Origin of the sequence: Chitinilyticum aquatile DSM 21506, assembly GCF_000430805.1 — a bacterium.
GTDB classification, from domain to species: Bacteria; Pseudomonadota; Gammaproteobacteria; order Burkholderiales; family Chitinibacteraceae; genus Chitinilyticum; species Chitinilyticum aquatile.
The window spans coordinates 71615-88840 of record NZ_AUMS01000015.1; the positions used below are offsets into that span (position 1 = coordinate 71615).

Annotated in this window: 18 protein-coding genes; 12 read left to right on the forward strand and 6 right to left on the reverse strand. The window is 60.2% G+C overall.

Translation table 11 applies throughout. The features are described from left to right. Positions 1–249: 249 nt before the first annotated feature. From H559_RS0111145 to H559_RS0111190, 10 genes are all read left to right on the forward strand, one after another. A complete protein-coding gene (locus H559_RS0111145) occupies positions 250–987 on the forward strand; it encodes a response regulator (RefSeq protein ID WP_051279320.1) in 738 nt (245 codons plus the stop codon). Then, positions 987–2456 carry an ATP-binding protein gene (locus H559_RS0111150; protein ID WP_211230929.1) on the forward strand — a complete coding sequence of 490 codons (1470 nt, stop codon included), beginning with the start codon at positions 987–989 and terminating at the stop codon, positions 2454–2456. Before H559_RS0111145 ends, H559_RS0111150 begins: the two co-directional genes overlap by 1 nt. Continuing rightward, complete coding sequence (locus H559_RS0111155; protein ID WP_028452778.1) at positions 2453–3709, forward strand: ABC transporter substrate-binding protein; 1257 nt, start codon at positions 2453–2455, stop codon at positions 3707–3709. The genes H559_RS0111150 and H559_RS0111155 overlap by 4 nt, the downstream gene beginning before the upstream one ends. 114 nt (positions 3710–3823) lie before the next feature. Next, positions 3824–4459, forward strand: coding sequence for a hypothetical protein (locus H559_RS20020; protein ID WP_051279322.1), 636 nt, complete (start codon positions 3824–3826; stop codon positions 4457–4459). An 84-nt stretch (positions 4460–4543) separates the two neighbouring features. Next, entirely contained in the window at positions 4544–4900 is a 357-nt protein-coding gene (locus H559_RS0111165; protein WP_028452779.1) for a hypothetical protein, read from the forward strand. 206 nt (positions 4901–5106) lie between these two features. Continuing rightward, positions 5107–6057, forward strand: coding sequence for a helix-turn-helix domain-containing protein (locus tag H559_RS21755; RefSeq protein WP_155845381.1), 951 nt, complete (start codon positions 5107–5109; stop codon positions 6055–6057). Positions 6058–6213: 156 nt separating this feature from the next. After that, positions 6214–6690: a GNAT family N-acetyltransferase gene (locus tag H559_RS0111175; RefSeq protein ID WP_155845382.1), complete on the forward strand. Its 477-nt coding sequence runs from the start codon at positions 6214–6216 to the stop codon at positions 6688–6690. A 283-nt stretch (positions 6691–6973) separates the two neighbouring features. After that, on the forward strand, positions 6974–8140 hold the full coding sequence (locus tag H559_RS0111180; RefSeq protein ID WP_028452782.1) for an NHL repeat-containing protein: 1167 nt from the start codon (positions 6974–6976) through the stop codon (positions 8138–8140). Positions 8141–8142: 2 nt separating this feature from the next. Next, a complete protein-coding gene (locus H559_RS0111185) occupies positions 8143–8643 on the forward strand; it encodes a hypothetical protein (protein ID WP_028452783.1) in 501 nt (166 codons plus the stop codon). Positions 8644–8780: 137 nt separating this feature from the next. After that, entirely contained in the window at positions 8781–9296 is a 516-nt protein-coding gene (locus H559_RS0111190) for a GNAT family N-acetyltransferase (RefSeq protein WP_028452784.1), read from the forward strand. A 113-nt stretch (positions 9297–9409) separates the two neighbouring features. Here the strand turns inward: H559_RS0111190 and H559_RS0111195 are convergent, their stop codons facing one another. Further along, positions 9410–10336, reverse strand: a complete 927-nt coding sequence (locus H559_RS0111195) for a LysR family transcriptional regulator (protein WP_028452785.1) — start codon at positions 10334–10336, stop codon at positions 9410–9412. Between the two features lie 97 nt (positions 10337–10433). On the opposite strand from H559_RS0111195, the gene metE reads away from it, so the two are divergent. Then, positions 10434–12800 carry a 5-methyltetrahydropteroyltriglutamate--homocysteine S-methyltransferase gene (gene metE, locus H559_RS0111200; RefSeq protein ID WP_051279324.1) on the forward strand — a complete coding sequence of 789 codons (2367 nt, stop codon included), beginning with the start codon at positions 10434–10436 and terminating at the stop codon, positions 12798–12800. A 53-nt stretch (positions 12801–12853) separates the two neighbouring features. Here metE and H559_RS0111205 read toward each other — a convergent pair whose 3' ends face one another. Beyond that, positions 12854–13324 carry an ecotin family protein gene (locus H559_RS0111205; RefSeq protein WP_028452787.1) on the reverse strand — a complete coding sequence of 157 codons (471 nt, stop codon included), beginning with the start codon at positions 13322–13324 and terminating at the stop codon, positions 12854–12856. Positions 13325–13508: 184 nt separating this feature from the next. Here H559_RS0111205 and H559_RS20030 point away from each other — a divergent pair, with 184 nt between their 5' ends. Continuing rightward, positions 13509–14000: a GAF domain-containing protein gene (locus tag H559_RS20030; RefSeq protein WP_051279326.1), complete on the forward strand. Its 492-nt coding sequence runs from the start codon at positions 13509–13511 to the stop codon at positions 13998–14000. 81 nt (positions 14001–14081) lie between these two features. On the opposite strand, the gene H559_RS0111215 is transcribed toward H559_RS20030, so the two are convergent. The 4 genes from H559_RS0111215 to H559_RS21760 form a co-directional block, all read right to left on the reverse strand. Continuing rightward, the gene (locus H559_RS0111215) at positions 14082–15254 is read right to left on the reverse strand and encodes an FAD-dependent monooxygenase (RefSeq protein WP_028452788.1); all 1173 of its coding nucleotides are present in this window, start codon (positions 15252–15254) and stop codon (positions 14082–14084) included. Between the two features lie 119 nt (positions 15255–15373). Beyond that, positions 15374–15793: a BLUF domain-containing protein gene (locus H559_RS0111220; RefSeq protein ID WP_028452789.1), complete on the reverse strand. Its 420-nt coding sequence runs from the start codon at positions 15791–15793 to the stop codon at positions 15374–15376. A 39-nt stretch (positions 15794–15832) separates the two neighbouring features. Then, positions 15833–16534, reverse strand: a complete 702-nt coding sequence (gene folE / locus H559_RS0111225; RefSeq protein ID WP_028452790.1) for a GTP cyclohydrolase I — start codon at positions 16532–16534, stop codon at positions 15833–15835. A gap of 118 nt (positions 16535–16652) precedes the next feature. Continuing rightward, entirely contained in the window at positions 16653–17204 is a 552-nt protein-coding gene (locus H559_RS21760; RefSeq protein ID WP_051279328.1) for an SMI1/KNR4 family protein, read from the reverse strand. Between the last annotated feature and the right edge of the window lie 22 nt (positions 17205–17226).

A 17226-nucleotide genomic window follows, 5' to 3' on the forward strand; every position in this document is an offset into this window, starting at 1 on the left:
TGTCTGTTTATTGTTCTGGCCATTCGACCGTGACAAACCCAGTGTACGAGGGGGGGCGACAGCAATGCGGCAACGTTTGATTGCCGAAATATTGCACCGCTGCAACATATCGCCGGAATGCTGCAATACATTGAGAAAAACGTCGCTTTACTGCGGTGCGGCTGCATTTTTATGGGTAAATCACCGGATTTCTCCATTACTATCTGGCCTTGATAATGAGCCGTCGAAACCGCAAAGGGAGGCCGAATCATGGCAGTGCAGAGCGTATCCCCGGGAGCGCAGGGCAATATCCTGCTGGTGGATGACGATGCGGAAATCCGTGCGCTGCTGGGGGAATACCTCGGCAAGAACGGCTTTCAGGTCAAGACGCTGCCTGATGGCCGTCTGCTGCAGACTGAACTCAAGCGCGAGCAGACCGATCTGGTGATCCTCGACATCATGCTGCCGGGGCTGGACGGTTTCAGCCTCTGCCAGATGATCCGGCAGTTTTCCTCGGTGCCCATCATCATGCTGACCGCCGCCTCGGAAGAAACCGATCGCGTGGTCGGGCTGGAGCTGGGGGCCGACGATTACATGGCCAAGCCCTTCAGCGCCCGCGAGTTGTTGGCCCGCATCAAGTCGCTGCTGCGGCGCAATCGCATCGCCCAGAGCGGCGCCGGCCTTTCCGAGCCGCGCTTTCTGGTGTTCGGCGACTGGAAGCTCGACTTGTTGCGGCGCGAGCTGCTGCATGCCGATGGCGAGCTGGAAATCCTCTCGGGCACCGAATTTGCCCTGCTGCAGCTTTTCCTGCGCCATGCCAATGAAGTGCTCGACCGTGATGCCATTTCCGAAATCACGCGCAACCGCGAAAGCAACCCGCTCGACCGCGGTGTCGACGTGCAGGTCAGCCGCCTGCGCCATCGCCTGCGCGACCAGCAGCGCGAGCTGATCAAATCCGTGCGCAATCAGGGTTATATCTTCCGCGCCAGCGTGCAGCGCTCAGGCTGATGCTGCGCATGCTGTGGCAGCGCCTGTGGCGCGCCTTGTCCCGCATCTACCCGCGCACGCTCACCGGGCGCGTAGCCTTCATGCTGGTGGTGGCCCTGCTGTTTGCCGAAGTGCTCGCGGGCGGCCTGTGGTACTACCAGTACAACAAGCAGCTGCAGACCGGCCTTGGCAGCACCATCCGCAGCATGACGCAGAGCGCGGTGGCCACGCAGAATTTCATGGGTACGCTGCCCCGCAATTACCGCCAGCTGGTCTTGACCCAGCAGCGCAGGCTGGGCGGCTCGAACTATTTCGTATCGATCAACCGGCAGGCGCTGGCGCAGCCGGCGTTTCCGGAGGGCTGGCTGCAGAAGGAGATTCTCGCGGTGGCCGGCAAGGAGCTGGGGCAGGCGCTGGATGAACGCACGACGTATCAGGTCAATCTGGTGCGCATCGATGAACTGCGTGTTTTCAATGCCGGCGTGAAAATGATCGAACTGCCGGAAGGCTGGTCGCGCTTTGCCTTCCCGGCAATGCGCGGCGATACGCCCGTGCTGGTCATGCAGTTGCAACTGCCCACCCGCGAGTGGCTGTTTGTCGCCGCCCCGCTGCCGCCGCCCTACGACACGATAGACCTGCCGTTTTTCACCCAGCGCCAGCTGGTGTTCACCCTCACCGGCCTGCTGCTGATCCTGCTGATCATCTGGCCCTGGCTGCGCCGCGAGCTGCGTCCGGTCGAGGCGCTCGCGCATGCCGCCGAGAACCTCAATACCCGGCTGGAGGTGCCGCCGGTGGCCGAGCAGGGCAGTGCCGAATTCATCACTGCCATCCGGGCGTTCAACCAGATGCAGGTGCGGCTGCGCACTTACCTGCGCAACCGCGAGCTGCTGTTCAGCGGCATCAGCCACGATCTGAAAACGCCGCTGACGCGACTGCGCCTGCGCATGGAGATGCTGGACGACGAAGTGGTGCAGCTGAAATTCGAGCGTGACATCAACGATCTGGAAATGATGATCAAGGGTGCGCTGCAAAGCATGAAAGACACTGACATCTACGAAAATCCCGAGGACGTGAACATCATGCAGTGGCTGGCGCAGCTGCAGGAAACCAGCCAGGGCAAGCTTGCCATTCGTGGCGTGATGCGCCCGTTCCGCGGCCGGCCGCTGGCGCTGCGCCGCTGCATCGGCAACCTGATCGACAACGGCATCAAGTACGGCGGGCATGTGGTCGTGCAGCTGGAAGACCGCAGCGACTGCATGGCCCTGCTGGTGATCGATGACGGCCCCGGCATTCCGGCGGACGAGCTGGAAAAGGTGTTCGAACCGTATTACCGCCTGCATGACGACCAGCAGGGCTCCGGCCTCGGGCTGGCGATTGCCCGCAATATCGCCCGCAATCATGGCGGCGACCTGACACTGGCCAACCGCCCGGAAGGCGGCGTGATCGCCACGCTGATCCTGCCGCGCACTTCTGCAGAGGAGCAGCCATGAAACGACTGACGGGTTTGTGCCTGCTGGCTCTGCTGCTGGCGTTGCGCATGACCGGCAACGCCAGCGCGCAGCCGGTGGAAGTGCTGCATTACTGGACGTCCACCAGTGAAACCGCTGCGCTGGACGTCATCAAGAGCGGGCTGGCGCAGAAAGGGCTGGTCTGGAAGGATTTCGTCATTCCCGGCGGGGGCGGCGAAAGTGCCTACGCCGTGCTGCAGGCGCGTGCCATTGCGGGCGATCCGCCGGTGGCGGCCCTGCTGGAAGGGCCGACGGTGCAGGAATGGGCATCGCTGGGTTTTCTGGCTTCGCCCTATCCGGCCAGCCTTGAAAAAAGCTGGGATGCGGTACTGCCGCAGGTGGTGCAGCAGGCCGTGAAGTACAAGGGGCGCTATGTGGCGCTGCCAACCAATATCCACCGCATCAACTGGCTGTGGGTGAATACCGACGTGCTGGCCGCCGTGGGCGCGGCCCCGCCCAAAACCTGGGATGATTTCTTCGTGCTGGCACCGAAGCTCAAGGCCGTCGGCTATACCCCGCTGCTGCTGGGCAACGAGCCGTGGCAGGAGGGCACCCTGTTCGAAGCCTTCCTGCTCGGCATGAGCGACGCCGCGTTCTACCGGCAGGTCTTTGTCGAACACAATAGCGACGCCATCCTCAGCTCGCGCATGCAGTACATCCTCGAGCGTTTCCGCGCCTTGCGCCCGTACACGGGCCGCCCTGATGCCGGGAAGAGCTGGACGCAGACGATTGCCGCACTGCGGCAGGGCAAGGCGGCGATGCTGGTGATGGGCGACTGGGCCAAGGCCGAGCTGCAGCAGCAGGGCATGGGCCGGCAGCTGGATTGCGTGCCGGCACCGGGAACGGCATCGGCCTTCATCTACGGTGTGGACAGCTTCGCATTGCTGCATGCCGAAGGCGAGGCCGGCGACAACAAGGTGCAGGCACAGTTCGCCGCCGTTCTGATGAGCCCGGCACTGCAAAGCCGGCTCGCGCAGCGCAAGGGCGCCATCCCGCCACGGCGTGACGCCGATCGCAGCAAGCTGGACCGCTGCGGGCAGGCTTCCTACGCCGCCTTTGCGGCCGCGGAAAAAACCCGGCAGCTACTGCCCAGCATGGCGCACTCGATGGCCGGCACGCAGGTCGCCCGCGAGGCCATCTTCCGGGTCGTCAGCCACTATTTCAATCACCCGCAACAGGATAGCGGGCAGGCCACGCAACAGCTGAACGCCGCACTGCAGGCGCTGCAGCAGTAAGCGGGGCAACATTCCCCCGGCTGCAACAGGGCTTGCAGGTCGTGACAGCAAATGGCCGCCGGCGGGCTTATGATGGGGGCGGAGCAGTATTCCGCAGCCACGGGGACCTCAGCAATGCGCAGAATTGCCGGCATGATTTGCACCATCACCTTCCTGCTGGCCGGCCTGGCGCAGGCCGACCTGATTCCGCCGCAGCAGGTCAAAGCCGAAGCGCGCATGGCGCAGAACCCGAATCTGTATGACCGCAGCGACCAGTATTGCCTGAACAAGAAGATCAAAGCGGCCTGCCTCATCGACGCGCACCCCGTGCTCGGCGGCGGGCCCGGCCGCTGCGAGCGCCTCATCGACAGGAACACATGGACGATTGATCTGCAGTGCCAGGTCGATGACCTCGTCCTGCCAGAGGGGCCGGAAAACGCGCCGTTTTATCCGCCGCATGATTTCTGCAGCAACGGCAAGGTGCCGCCGGCGTTCGTATCAACCATGGCCTGCCCGCCGCAACGTACGATCCCGGCAGATCGATTCTGCCAGGGCCGCCAGATCGGGCAGGCCTGCACGCTCGAATACCGGAGCAGCAAGGGCAAACCGGGCAGTGTCGCCGGGCAGTGCCAGCGCATTCAGGAGTTTGACGATTTCTACTTCGCCGGCTGGCGACAGGCACAACGAACGGTCATTGTCTGCCGCCCACCCGGCCCGGCCCCCGTGCGGCAGTGGACCGAACGCAGCCTGCTGAAGAAGCTGCTGAACTGATGTTATCGGGTATGTGCCTGCAGGCTATTGAATGAATTGCCTCTGCGTTTATAGGTGCATGGGTATTATTCGGGCTTTTGCGCCGTGTTGCTGACAGCAAACTCCGCCACGCTGCTGACCCTGGCCATCGAAGTCGCCGCCGTCAGTGCCTGGCGCTGGGCACAGCCCGTGCCGTTTCGCGCTGTCTCCTGGCCACACTGGCTGGGCCTGTGCGTGCTGGCCAACCTGCTCACGCACCCGCTGGCCTGGCGGCTGGCGGCGCTGCTGGCGCCGGCAGATTACCGGACGGGATTCTGGCTGATCGAGTTGGGGGTATGGCTGCTTGAAACGGGGGCTTACTGGACGGTGTGGCGCAGCAGGCGGGGCTTGCTGTGGGCCGCCGCAGTATCCCTGCTGGCGAATCTGGCCTCGCTGCTAAGTGGATTCCTGCTGTTCGCGTGATCATTTGTGGCGAGGGTATGATGGAGTGCTTCACGAGTTATGCAGGGCTTAGGTGGCACCTAGGAAAGTCCCTGTTTTATGAAAAACCAATCAGTAACTCATTGATCCGCAATGGGGCGAATTCTGAAATCTCTGAAAAATGAGCCTTTGAGATACCCACTATCAGAAAGCCAGTTTGAAAAGCAGACTCCGAGCGATTTTTTGCCTTGCCCTCGGAAGACTCACATAATCCGCCAATTATGATAATCGATCCGCGTACCCGACGAATTCTGCAGCTCACCAGCCTGATCGAGCATTCGCTGGCCGAGCCGCTTACTTTGTCGGATATGGCACGGTACGCCTGCTATTCCCCGTTTCATTTCGAACGAGTATTTGCCGGTCTGGTCGGCGCCACGCCGGCGGATTTCGTGCGCCAGCGTCGGCTGGTTCGGGTTGCGGCACGGCTGCGTTACGATCTGGATAGCGTGTTCGACATCGCACTGGATTGTGGTTTCACCAATGCCAGTTCTTTTAGCCGGATTTTTCGCCAGCACTTTGGTTTTTCACCGCGTGACTGGCGGCACGGGGCATGGTATGACTTCATGTGGCAGTCCCATCAGAAACAGCTGCATTCCATCCAGACCGAAGGAAACACTCGCAGCCGGGAATGGCTCGCTTGGCAAGCTGCACTGCAGCAAACCCGCTTCAATGTCACCAGCCGCATCCGCATCCACCAGCTTGCTCCCACCCGCTACTGGCATATGCGTCATTTCCGCTCGTGGGACGAGCGAGCGCGGAAAGAACAACTGCGCATGGTGTGTTCCTTGCAAGAAAGTCATCAGGCCAATGAGGACAGCATCTGGTGCAGCGTGATGCACAATGACAACGGTTTAACACTCAATGGCACGGATATGTTCGACTGGGGGATACTGGCAAATGAGGTAGCACCGGAAGGGCTAATGCACAGCACGCTTCCGGGCGGATACTATGCCTCACTGGATATCTTCAAGAGTGATTGCATTTCGCAGTGGCTGCATGAGGACTGGCTGGACAAGCAATCGGTTTGGACTTTCGACCCAAGTCGGCCCTATATCACACTGTTCTACAATCTCCGGGTAAACGAGCTCAGTAATGGCCGTCATATGGTGCCAATTCGGCGGCGACTTGATCAGCGCTGACGACACATTTTCGCAATTTCTGCACAGAACGGGGTGCAGGGCTTTTCTAAACTAGCGCTCCATCACTGGGTCTTTTCGGACGCGAATGCGCACGCATCGGTCGCTCGCCCGGCAAAGGCATGCCAGTACTCTGCGGATACTTCGAGGTGATTTGCCGTGAATCCTGAACCCCCTCCCTGCCTAGCCATACCCTGCAAGGTGATGCCCTATGAGCCACGTTTTATCGAGGCTGCAGCACAATGCCTCATAGAGACCTTTGCTCAGCCACCGTGGAACGAGAACTGGACGCCAGACTTTGCCCGCGAGCGCATCGAACTCATCACCTGCAGCCCAGCCTCGCGCAGTTGGTTGCTGCTGGGTGATCGCGATGAAGTGCTGGGCGCACTGTTTGGCCGGAAAATGCGTTATCTGGATTTCACCGAACTGTTTGTCGACGAGCTGTTCATTTCACACCGTTACCAGCGCCAGGGGCTGGGGCGCCAGCTGATCGCCGAGGTTAGCCGCCATCTGCGCGATGAGGGGATGGCCTGCATGGTGCTCAATACCGAGCGCGACTACCCGAGCGAGCAGTTCTATCGCAACAGCGGGTTCGAGCAGATCGAATCCATCATCATGCTGTACCGCAATGTCTGAATGAAATCGGTCCGTTGGAAAATCCTTGCCATCCTTTTGGCATTGAATCGAGTCCACAAGTAGTGATCTCAGAAACCCGGACTTGCACGATTGGGGGCTCGCAGGTTTCGGGGTGGTCATACATGTGTCATGATATTTCCTTGATATCGAAAATATTAACACCTTCATAAGAAAAATATTCACAAGCCATGATTCCGACCATACAACACACTCGAGCTAATTTCATGCAGAAGAAGAACAAGTATGGACAGCTACTGTTCTTGGTATTTTCCTGAGGTGCAAAATGAAAATCAAAAAACCCCTTTCCCTTGCCACCTGCTTCGTCATACTAACAACCCTCGCTTACATTGCTTTTCTACTCTTGGAAGATCCACGCGACGGATTCATAAGACAAATGATTAATGATCTTGAATCCGACCACTCTCGCGACGTCTCCATACACATTCGCAAGATTGCAGACCCGCACGAAATAAGCCGTGGCGACATTGTTGATTTTCCATGGGATTTAATAGCAACCGATGAAAACGGGAATATCTATACAGTCGCCACTACACAGGAAAAAGTCAACCAAGAAACCCCCGGCAAGCTGCTTAACCGGATGGATACAGCTCAATACGCGGGTCCAGTATATTTAATAAAGGTAACGCCCGACGGGAAAATTCATCCTCAATATGAATTTTTAGTAATGGAGTCCAGTCATCCGAAATACTGGGTGCAAACAGTCAGCTTCTCCATGCCACATGGGCTTGCACTCAAGACAAACGGAGGATTCTTATTGACAGAGCCCAATCATGGATTAGTAATAACAGTGGATCCCGACTCAAAAGTCCATGCTTACTATAACAACAAAAAGCAGTATGAATTTTATTTTTTTGATGACAAGGGCACAGCCAGTAGCGTTGACATCGACTACCCGTATGATCTGGCACGAGACCCAACAGGAAATATCCTCATTGCAGATGGTGTGATTCGGAAAATCATGCCCAATGGCAGCATTAGCACTTTTCATCAAACAAAAGACGTCAAGACATTTACCACGGACAGCAATGGCTATGTTTTTGCCGTAAATGAACAAGGTATCGTAAAAATCGCCCCCAATGGAACTGCATCCCTTATTGTGGCCAACAACAAACAGCCCGATGACACCAGCAGGGGCGAAGTCGGCCAAGCTCTGGATATCGACAAAATCACCGACATAGCCGCGGACGACAGTGGCCACCTGTACATTATCGAGAAAGAAAGCAATGACATAAAAAAAATTTCGCCCGGTGGAAAGTTGACGTCCATCAGCGCCATTGAAAATAGCGTGCTCACAAGCACCGAGACTCCAGAACTCGAACGGGATGTGATTGGCGCACCGCTGGCCCTTGCTTTCAACCGACACACTAAAAATATCGTAGTGCTCAGAAACAGTGGAATATTCACCATAGAAGATAACGAAAGGAAATAGCCATGAAATACTACATACTTTTCGCTGGTGGTCCAATCTCCATTTCGGTGGCGTTCTATTTTTTCATCTTCATGAAGGCAGTAAATAAAAAGGCACTTCCTTTGTCCGCACTTGTTTTTCTGGCTACGCTGTTGATTTTGACTCTATCTTTTTCTGACGGATACAAACCAGAACACGTCCCGACAATACCTTTATTATTTTTTTACTACTTCGTTTTCTGGTTGCCGGTTACTGCCACACTGTTTTTCATAGTCCCACTGGCAATGATAAAAGCAATCAACAGAAAAACAATACTTACCAATGTCCTCCCTGCTGCATGCACATTCATTCACGCAGTAATAGTAACCATCACATGCGCATTTATCCTTGAATCTTTTGATTCCATCGCTTACAAGGACAGGTTCTCAATGGTTGACCTCTCGGTTATTGCTATCGGGCTGATCATCATATATCTACCGGTCATAATTTATGGAGTTGGCTCCCGAACCAGCCGTTTATCATAGATAATTAATACCAAACTTCTGTTTTTTTCGATAACGGCCATTGCCGTGGAGGGCGCAGATTGACAAAGAGCTCCGTCAGCTTTTGTGTTGTTGTGCGGCCGCTAAGGTTATTCTGTAGACAAACTGGATACTTGATCATGCTGACATTGACTCCACTAGCCCCTGCGCATGCCGAGGCGCTTTTTCCGATCTGGTCGGACTGGCAGGTCACGCGCTTTACCTATGTGCGCGACATCGCCACGCTGGAGGATTGCCGCGCGCGCATCGACTGGATTCTGGAGCATGGCGAGGGGGTGGGGCCGTTTGTGTTGCAGGAGGGCGGGCAGGTGGTCGGCTTGGCTGGCGCAATCACGGATGCCCTGCCGGGGGAATATTCCGCGTATTACCATCTGGCGCGCCCGCATTGGGGGCGTGGATTGGGTGGGCAGGCGATGGCGCTGCTTTTGCGGCACCTGTTTCTGGACAGGCAGGCTTCTGTTGTGCGGGCCAAGGTCGTTTCAGATAACGTGGCAAGCTGGCGTTTGCTGGAACGCGCCGGTCTGCACCGCACGGGGGCGCAGCCGGATGGCTTTGCCAATCGGGACGGGGTTTACGATTTATTCAGCTACGCCATTGCGCGTGATGCCTATCTGGCGGGGCTTTCTGGCGAGTGACGCGCGCAGCTGCGGCAGGCGCGGCTTGTTCGGGCGATGCCGGCATGACGGCTGGCCCACGCCACTGCCTGATCAGCTCTTGCCTTTGGGTATGTCCGGCCAGCCTTTTTTAATCAAGGGTTAAGCAGCGATACCCCCGGCAAATTCTCCATGCTCACTTCCCGCATCAGCGTCAGAAAGTCCTGCATATACGCGTGGCTGGCGTGTGTTGCCGGTACGGCGGCGTAGAGTTCGCTGCGCAGGCCCTGCTGTGTGACCGGCCGCGCGGTGACATAGCCCTTGTCCAGATAGCCTTGCACGCTCCAGCGCGGCAGGGCGGCAATCCCCCGTTTGCTGGCGACGAGCTGCAGCATGGCCACCGTCAGTTCGGTCGTGCGGCGTTTCGGGTTGATGCCGGCGGGTTTGAGCACTTTGCGCAGCAGGTCAAGCATTTCGTCCGGCACCGGGTAGGTGATTAGCGTTTCGTCGCGGAAATCCTCGGCGGCGAGCCAGGCTTTGGCGGCCAGCGGGTGGTCGTTGGCAATGAGCGCGACCATGTCGTAGGCGAACAGCGGCTGGCAGTACAGCGCCGCGTCGTCTTCCGGTTCGCTGACGATGGCCAGGTCGGCGCGTTCTTCAAACAGCAGCTGCACCGGGTCGGCATGAAAGCCGGACACGATGTCCAGCTCGACCTCGGGCCAGTGCGCGCGAAAGCGGTCCATCGCCGGCATCAGCCAGTCAAAACAGGTGTGGCATTCCACCGCGATGCGCAGCGAGCCGGCCTCGCCCTCGCGCAGGCGCGCCAGATCGCGTTCACTGGCCGCCACTGCCGGCAGCACCATATTGGCCAGACCGAGCAGTTTTTCGCCGGCGGCGGTCAGCTTCAGTGGTGTGCTCTTGCGGTTCAGAAGTGGCAGGCCGTAGTGCTCTTCCAGCTGGCGCAGCTGGTGCGAGAGTGCCGACTGGGTGAGAAACAGGCGCTCGGCGGCGCGGGTGAGGTTGCCGGTGGCGGCGATGGCCTGCAGGGTTTTCAGGTGGCGCAGTTCGAGGATGGATTGCATTGAGCGATACTCATCGTAATGCTGAAAATTATGAATTGGAATAATACGCGGCAGGCGCGGATGATGCAAAGCACATTCATCATTCGAGGTGTTAGCAATGAGCAATACTCATCAGTCAGCAGGGAAGGTCGCCGCCCACATTCTCGGCTTTCCGCGCATCGGTGCGCGCCGCGAGCTGAAGTTCGCGCAGGAGCAGTTCTGGCGCGGTGAAATCGGCGAGGCCGAGCTGGTGACAGTTGGCAAGACGCTGCGCCGCACGCACTGGCAATGGCAGCGCGAGGCCGGCCTGGATGTCGTGACGGTTGGCGACTTTGCCTGGTATGACCAGATGCTGGGCGCGGCGGTGCTGTTTGGTAGCGTGCCGGCACGCTTCGGTTTTGACGCGAAAACGCTGACGCTGGCGCAGTATTTCGAGCTGGCGCGCGGTAATGCGGCGCAGCCGGCCATGGAAATGACCAAGTGGTTCGATACCAATTACCACTATCTGGTGCCGGAGCTGGACGCGAAAACCACCTTCAACGGCGGTGTGGACTGGCTGTTTCACGAAGTTGAAGAGGCGCTCACGCAAGGCCATCAGGTCAAGGTCGTGCTGCCCGGCCCGCTGACCTTCCTGTGGCTTTCCAAAGCCAAGCAGGCGGGGTATGACAAGCTGACCCTTCTGCCTGCTTTGCTGCAGGCCTATACCCGTGTGATTGATCGCCTGGCGGCGCTGAAGGTGCAATGGCTGCAGCTCGACGAGCCGGCGCTGGCGCTGGATTTGCCGCAAGCCTGGCTCGACGCCTGCCAGCCGGCGTACGACGCGCTGGCCGCGCGCGGCGTGTCGCTGCTGCTGGCGACCTATTTCGACGATGTGTCGGCGCATGCCGGCCTGATCAAGCGCCTGCCGGTGCAGGGCGTGCACCTCGATCTGGTGCGCGCACCGCAACAATTGCAGGCTTTTGTCGATGGCTGGCACAGCGAGAAGGTGTTGTCGCTGGGTGTGATCAACGGCCGCAATGTGTGGGTGAGCGATCTGAACGCCATTCTGGTCACGCTGCGTCCGCTGGCAGAGCGGCTGGGCGAGCGCCTGTGGCTGTCTGCCAGCTGCTCGCTGCTGCATGTGCCGGTGGACTTGGCGCAGGAAAGTAAACTGGATGGCGAGCTGCAGGCCTGGCTGGCATTTGCCAGGCAGAAACTTGCCGAGCTGAGTGTGCTGAAGGGCGCGCTCAACGGCGCCGATGTGCATGCCGCGCTGGCGGCCAATGCGCAGGCCATCGCCAGCCGCAAGACTTCGCCGCGCATCCACAACCCGGCCGTTTCTGATCGTGTCGCGGCGCTGACGCTGGCCGATAGCCGCCGCCACAGCCCGTTTGCCGAACGCCAGGCCGCGCAGCGCGCGCGCTTCAATTTGCCGCTGTTGCCGACCACCACCATCGGCTCCTTCCCGCAGACCGCCGAAATCCGTGCCGCGCGTGCCGCCTTCAAGCGCGGTGAATTGTCTGCCGCCGCTTACGAGGCCGCGATGCAGGCCGAGATCTCGCTGGTGGTGCACAAGCAGGACGAGCTGGGCCTGGATGTGCCGGTGCACGGCGAGGCCGAGCGCAACGACATGGTCGAGTACTTCGGCGAGCAGCTGAGCGGCTACGCGTTTTCCGAATACGGCTGGGTGCAGAGCTACGGCAGCCGCTGCGTGAAGCCGCCGCTGCTCTTCGGCGACGTGGCCCGCCCGCAGGCGATGACGGTGGCGTGGAGCCAGTACGCGCAGAGCCTCACCACCAAGCCGATGAAGGGCATGCTCACCGGTCCGGTGACCATCCTGCAGTGGTCCTTTGTGCGCGACGACCAGCCGCGCGAAACCACCTGCCTGCAGCTGGCGCTGGCGATCCGCGACGAGGTCTGCGATCTGGAAAAGGCAGGCATCGGCATCATCCAGATCGACGAGCCGGCCTTCCGCGAAGGCCTGCCGCTCAAGCGTGCCGAGTGGGCCGCGTATCTGGAATGGGCTGGCCGGGCGTTCCGCGTGTCGGCCAGCGGCGTGGCGGACGCGACGCAGATCCACACCCACATGTGCTATTCGGAATTCAACGACATCCTGCCGGCGATTGCCGCGATGGATGCCGATGTGATTACGATTGAAACCAGCCGCTCGGACATGGAATTGCTGGAAGCCTTTGGCGAGTTCCACTACCCGAACGAGATCGGCCCGGGCGTGTACGACATCCACAGCCCGCGCGTGCCGCCAGTGGCAGAGATGCTGCGGCTGATCGCCAAGGCGCTGGAAGTGATCCCGGCTGATCGCCTGTGGATCAACCCCGACTGCGGCCTGAAAACACGCGGTTGGCCGGAAACGGAAAGCGCGCTGGCAAACATGCTGGACGCCACCCGCCAGGCGAGAGCGGCATTGATTGAGGGGCGCAAGCTGGTGGTGGATGCCGCAGCGGCCACGCCGGTGGCGGCAGGGGCTTGCGCTTGCAGCGGGCATTAAAAGGGGAAAACAAAAACCGGCCGAGTGGCCGGTTTTTGCTGTGGCAGACGAGCTTATTCCGCCTTGGCCGTTTGCGCTGCTTCCGGCGCCGTCCAGACCTTGTAGTGCAGTTCGCTGCCTTTGGGGATGTAGACCACCAGTGGCAGTTTCGGGTTGTAGCGGATCAGCTGCTCGTGATACACCGGGACGAATTTGTCGCTGGCCGCTTCCGGGCAGGCCATCAGGGTCGATGGGCCCGGCTGGATCTGGCCGACGGTCCAGTAGGTGTAGCCCCAGCCCTGTACCGTGACTTCGCTCAGCTTGGCGCGCAGGGAGCGGGTGTTGCAGTCGGCCTTCACCACCTTGCCGGGAATCAGCTGCACGCGGTACAGCTCGGGGTTCGGCACTTCCGGCAGGCGGATCACCTTGCGTTCATAGCCATCCTTCGCAGGCGGGAAGGCTTTGAGGTCATCGCTGGCGAGCGCGCTGCCTGCGCCAAGCATGGACAGGGTAATGAAGGGAAGCAGGATGCGGGTGTGATTCATGGCGTTCTCCTTTCGGGCTGCCGCAGGGCGGCGATGGATGGCGTCAGCATAAGGGCTGCATGTGCGGCCTGTATATCAACTAATCACGTTTTTCCGGTGAGGCCGTTCACGCTGCTGTTGGCCCGCAGTGATGGGCAAGGTGGTTTGGTCGCGTTACAGTAGGGGTAACGAGAGGAAGAAAGCCATGCAAGCCCCGCAATTGCCAGCCGATGAAGCCGAGCGCATCGAAAATCTGCGCAGCCTGCTGATTCTTGATACGCCGCCCGAAGAACGTTTCGATAACCTCACCCGTGCTGCAGCCGGTTTCTTTCGCGTGCCGATTGCCGTGGTCAGTCTGGTCGACAGCCAGCGCCAATGGTTCAAGTCGATTTGCGGGCTGGATGCCCGCGAAACCGGGCGCGATATTTCCTTCTGCGGCCATGCCATCCTGCAGGATGAGGTGATGGTGGTGGAAAATGCCCTGGACGACCCGCGCTTTGCCGACAACCCGCTGGTGACCGGGGCGCCCGCCATCCGCTTTTACGCCGGTGCACCACTGAAATCGGCGCAGGGTTACAATCTGGGCACACTCTGCCTGATCAGCTCGCAGCCACGCACGATTGATGCGCTGGAAATGCAGATGCTGCAGGATCTGGCCCGGCTGGTAGTGGTCGAGCTGGAGCGCGGAGCGGGATAGATAGAAATGACCAGGTATAAACACAAAGCCCTCGTTTTACGAGGGCTTTGTGTTTATGGGGTGATGGGTATGTGGTCGGGATTATCGTGCGCCGTAGACCATGCGCCGGGCGAAACCGCGCCGCATCGGGCCGACACTGTCCATTGCCAGCAGGCCGAGGCTGCGGGCGTGTTTCAGTAGCGGATGCGGCGTTTCAAACAGCGTGATCAGGCTGTCGGTGAAGTGGGTGACCAGATTGGCGTCCTGGCTGCGCAGGCGCTTGTAGCGAGCCAGCTGGGCCGCTTCGCCCAGCTGGGCATCCGGGCTGCCGGCGAGCAGTTCGGCGAGCGTGATGGCGTCGCGCAGGCCCAGGTTCAGGCCCTGGCCTGCGACCGGGTGCAGCGTCTGTGCGGCATTGCCGACCAGAACTACACGCTGTCCCACGACCGAATCCACCGTTTTCAGCGCCAGCGGCCAGCTGGCGCGCGCGCCAACGGCCACCAGCTGCGGGGCGCGCTGGCCCAGTCGGGCGTTGATCTGCGCCAGGAAGTCCGCTTCCGGTAGCGCGAGTTTTTCGGCAGCCCTTTCCGGCGTCTGCGTCCAGACCAGCATGAAGTTGCGGCCATCGGGCAAGAGTGCCAGCGGGCCGTCGTCGGCAAAGCGTTCAAACGCCACGCCATCATGCGGCGTGGCCGGTGTGACCTCGGCAAGCACGGCGGATTGTCCGTAGGCTTTCACGCGCGGGTGGATATCGTGCAGATCGCCGAGCAGTTTGCCGCCTTCGGCCAGAATGACCAGCCGGGCGGTGAGGGTGTGCTCGCCCTTTTCGCTGGCCAGTGTGACTGCGGCGTAGCGTGGCAGCTGGCGGATGCGGGTGACCGGTGTGCCGAGGCTGATGCTGGCATTGCCATCCAGCAGCACCCGCTGCGCGTGGCGTGCCAGCGCGGCATAGCGCACGGTATAGCCCAGCTCCGGCAGGTCGATGTCGGCAGCGTTGAGTTCGGTACGCCCCAGCGTGCCGGCCTGTGACACATGCACGCGGCGGATCGGCGTCGGCGCTAGCGCGGCGTCATCCCACAGCCCGTTCTTTTCCAGTGCCTCGCGGCTGGCGTGCGATAGCGCCAGTGCGCGCGGGTCGTCCGGCACGCTAAAGCGTGCCTCACACAGCAGCACGGAAAGCCTGCTGGCGGCAAGCCGCTGGGCAATCAGTGCGCCGACGGGGCCGCCGCCGACGATGAGGATGTCAACATGGGAAGGAAGTGCGGTGCAGTGCATGGCATCAATACTTTATCTGGTATCTGCCTGTGGCCATTTTTATGGAAAGGCTGCAGGGAGATACCCTGGTTTTCTGGCAAGGCAGGGCAGGCGCGTCTGGCCCGCCTTGCCCTCATGCCTCATTTGTTGATGGCGGCGGTGGCGATCAGCTCGTCCACCAGGCGCAGGATGGCCTGGCTGCTGCAGGCATAGGGGTCGAATTCGGCGCGCGGCAGGTAGCGCAGCAGGATGCTGGGATTCACCTTGCCAAGATTGACCTGCCCCATTGTCCAGCCGGAAAACTGCCGTTCGATGATTTCGCTGAAGTCGAGCAGCTCGACACGTTCGTGGCGGGCATCGCTGACGATGCGGTTATACAGTGCCGAAACCGCGCTGCGCTCGCCTTCGAGTACCTGCACGAAGGCGCTGCCGCCAAAACACAGTACGCCGGTGATGCCGTGCGCCTGGTTGTGGCTGCGGGATTGCTGCAGGATGGTGTCGAGCACGGCAGGGGTAAGGCCATCAGCCGCGTGGCTGGCATAGATCAGTCTGACTAGCATGGGTGTCCTTGGTGGCAGAGGTTGCTGGACTGTGGCCGCCTAGCGGCGGATCAGCGACAGGAATTCGCGACGCAGGTTGGCGTCCGTCATGAAAATGCCGCGCATCACGCTGTTGATCATTTTCGAATCATTATCCTTCACGCCGCGCCAGTGCATGCAGAAATGGTCGGCTTCCATGACGATGGCCAGGCCGTCCGGGCTGACCTTGTCCTGCAGCAGGTTGGCGATCTGGGTGACGGCTTCTTCCTGGATCTGCGGGCGGCTCATGATCCATTCGGCCAGACGCGCGTACTTCGACAGGCCGATCAGGTTGGAATGCTGGTTGGGCAGAATGCCGATCCACAGCTGACCCATGATGGGGCACAGGTGGTGCGAGCAGGCGCTGCGCACCGTGATCGGGCCGACGATCATCAGCTCGTTGAGCGATTCGACATTCGGGAATTCGGTGACCGGCGGCGGTGCCACGTAGCGGCCACGGAAGATTTCCTTCAGATACATCTTGGCCACGCGCCGCGCCGTGTCCTGCGTGTTGTGGTCATGGTCGGTATCGATGACCAGGCTTTTCAGGACTTCACGCAGCTTGCCTTCGACTTCATCAAGCAGCTCGTCCATTTCGCCGTCTTCGATAAAGGCGGCGATATTGTCATTGGCGTGGAAGCGCTGGCCAGCCGCGAGCAGGCGGTAGCGAATGCGCTCGGATGCGGGTTGGGTAATCTCGGCGGGATGGTTTTTGGCAGACATGGAGCCTCTCGTTCAGAATGCGCGCCAAACAGGTGGCGCACCCGGCAAGTATATGCAGAAGGCTGGCGGCTGTGTGCGCAACAAAACCGCAAATTTTTCATGGTTTTGCCCGCTGGTTTTAATCATCGAGCTGCAGGCAGTCGATCGGGTGCTCCTGCAGCATCTGCAGCGAAGCGGCCAGAAAGGCGGCAAAGTTCGCCGCTGCAAACGTAATCCGGTCGGGGTCGTGGTCATACGCGATGATCTGGCCGTCGCTACCGCTTGCCGCCGGGCAGCAATCGACCAGCAGCAGGCAGTCGCAATATTCCGCAAAGGGCAGCCAGCCTTCGTGAAACCAGCCTGGGTGAATGCGCGGGTCGCGTGGTTCCGGGTCGGTATAGCCGGCGTACTGCGGCACCCGCCGCCGCAACGCCGCGCGGGCCGTCTGCGCTTCGGCAATACTCAGCAGCCGGTAGCCTGATAGATAGCCGCTGCGGGCAAAGAGTGGCTGCCAGTCCTCACTGCCATCACCCTGCTGCCAGAGTGCCAGCAGGCTCTCCGGCAGCGGGAAGGGGAATGCCTGCCGCAGCGCGGCAAGGCTGGCCGCACTGGCCGGTGGCGCCAGTGTCAGCTGCTGGCCTGCTGCGCCAAACAGCGCAGCGGTTTGATCCAGGTAAGCGCTGATGTGCATGCTCGTCTCCGGGCGCAGAGTA

Bases quoted from the DNA above. Each gene is read 5' to 3' on its own strand.
- H559_RS0111145 (WP_051279320.1), top strand. From the start codon at position 250: ATGGCAGTGCAGAGCGTATCCCCGGGAGCGCAGGGCAATATCCTGCTG.
- H559_RS0111150 (WP_211230929.1), top strand. From the start codon at position 987: ATGCTGCGCATGCTGTGGCAGCGCCTGTGGCGCGCCTTGTCCCGCATC.
- H559_RS0111155 (WP_028452778.1), top strand. From the start codon at position 2,453: ATGAAACGACTGACGGGTTTGTGCCTGCTGGCTCTGCTGCTGGCGTTG.
- H559_RS20020 (WP_051279322.1), top strand. From the start codon at position 3,824: ATGCGCAGAATTGCCGGCATGATTTGCACCATCACCTTCCTGCTGGCC.
- H559_RS0111180 (WP_028452782.1), top strand. From the start codon at position 6,974: ATGAAAATCAAAAAACCCCTTTCCCTTGCCACCTGCTTCGTCATACTA.
- H559_RS0111185 (WP_028452783.1), top strand. From the start codon at position 8,143: ATGAAATACTACATACTTTTCGCTGGTGGTCCAATCTCCATTTCGGTG.
- H559_RS0111190 (WP_028452784.1), top strand. From the start codon at position 8,781: ATGCTGACATTGACTCCACTAGCCCCTGCGCATGCCGAGGCGCTTTTT.
- H559_RS0111195 (WP_028452785.1), bottom strand. From the start codon at position 10,336: ATGCAATCCATCCTCGAACTGCGCCACCTGAAAACCCTGCAGGCCATC.
- metE (WP_051279324.1), top strand. From the start codon at position 10,434: ATGAGCAATACTCATCAGTCAGCAGGGAAGGTCGCCGCCCACATTCTC.
- H559_RS0111205 (WP_028452787.1), bottom strand. From the start codon at position 13,324: ATGAATCACACCCGCATCCTGCTTCCCTTCATTACCCTGTCCATGCTT.
- H559_RS20030 (WP_051279326.1), top strand. From the start codon at position 13,509: ATGCAAGCCCCGCAATTGCCAGCCGATGAAGCCGAGCGCATCGAAAAT.
- H559_RS0111215 (WP_028452788.1), bottom strand. From the start codon at position 15,254: ATGCACTGCACCGCACTTCCTTCCCATGTTGACATCCTCATCGTCGGC.
- H559_RS0111220 (WP_028452789.1), bottom strand. From the start codon at position 15,793: ATGCTAGTCAGACTGATCTATGCCAGCCACGCGGCTGATGGCCTTACC.
- folE (WP_028452790.1), bottom strand. From the start codon at position 16,534: ATGTCTGCCAAAAACCATCCCGCCGAGATTACCCAACCCGCATCCGAG.
- H559_RS21760 (WP_051279328.1), bottom strand. From the start codon at position 17,204: ATGCACATCAGCGCTTACCTGGATCAAACCGCTGCGCTGTTTGGCGCA.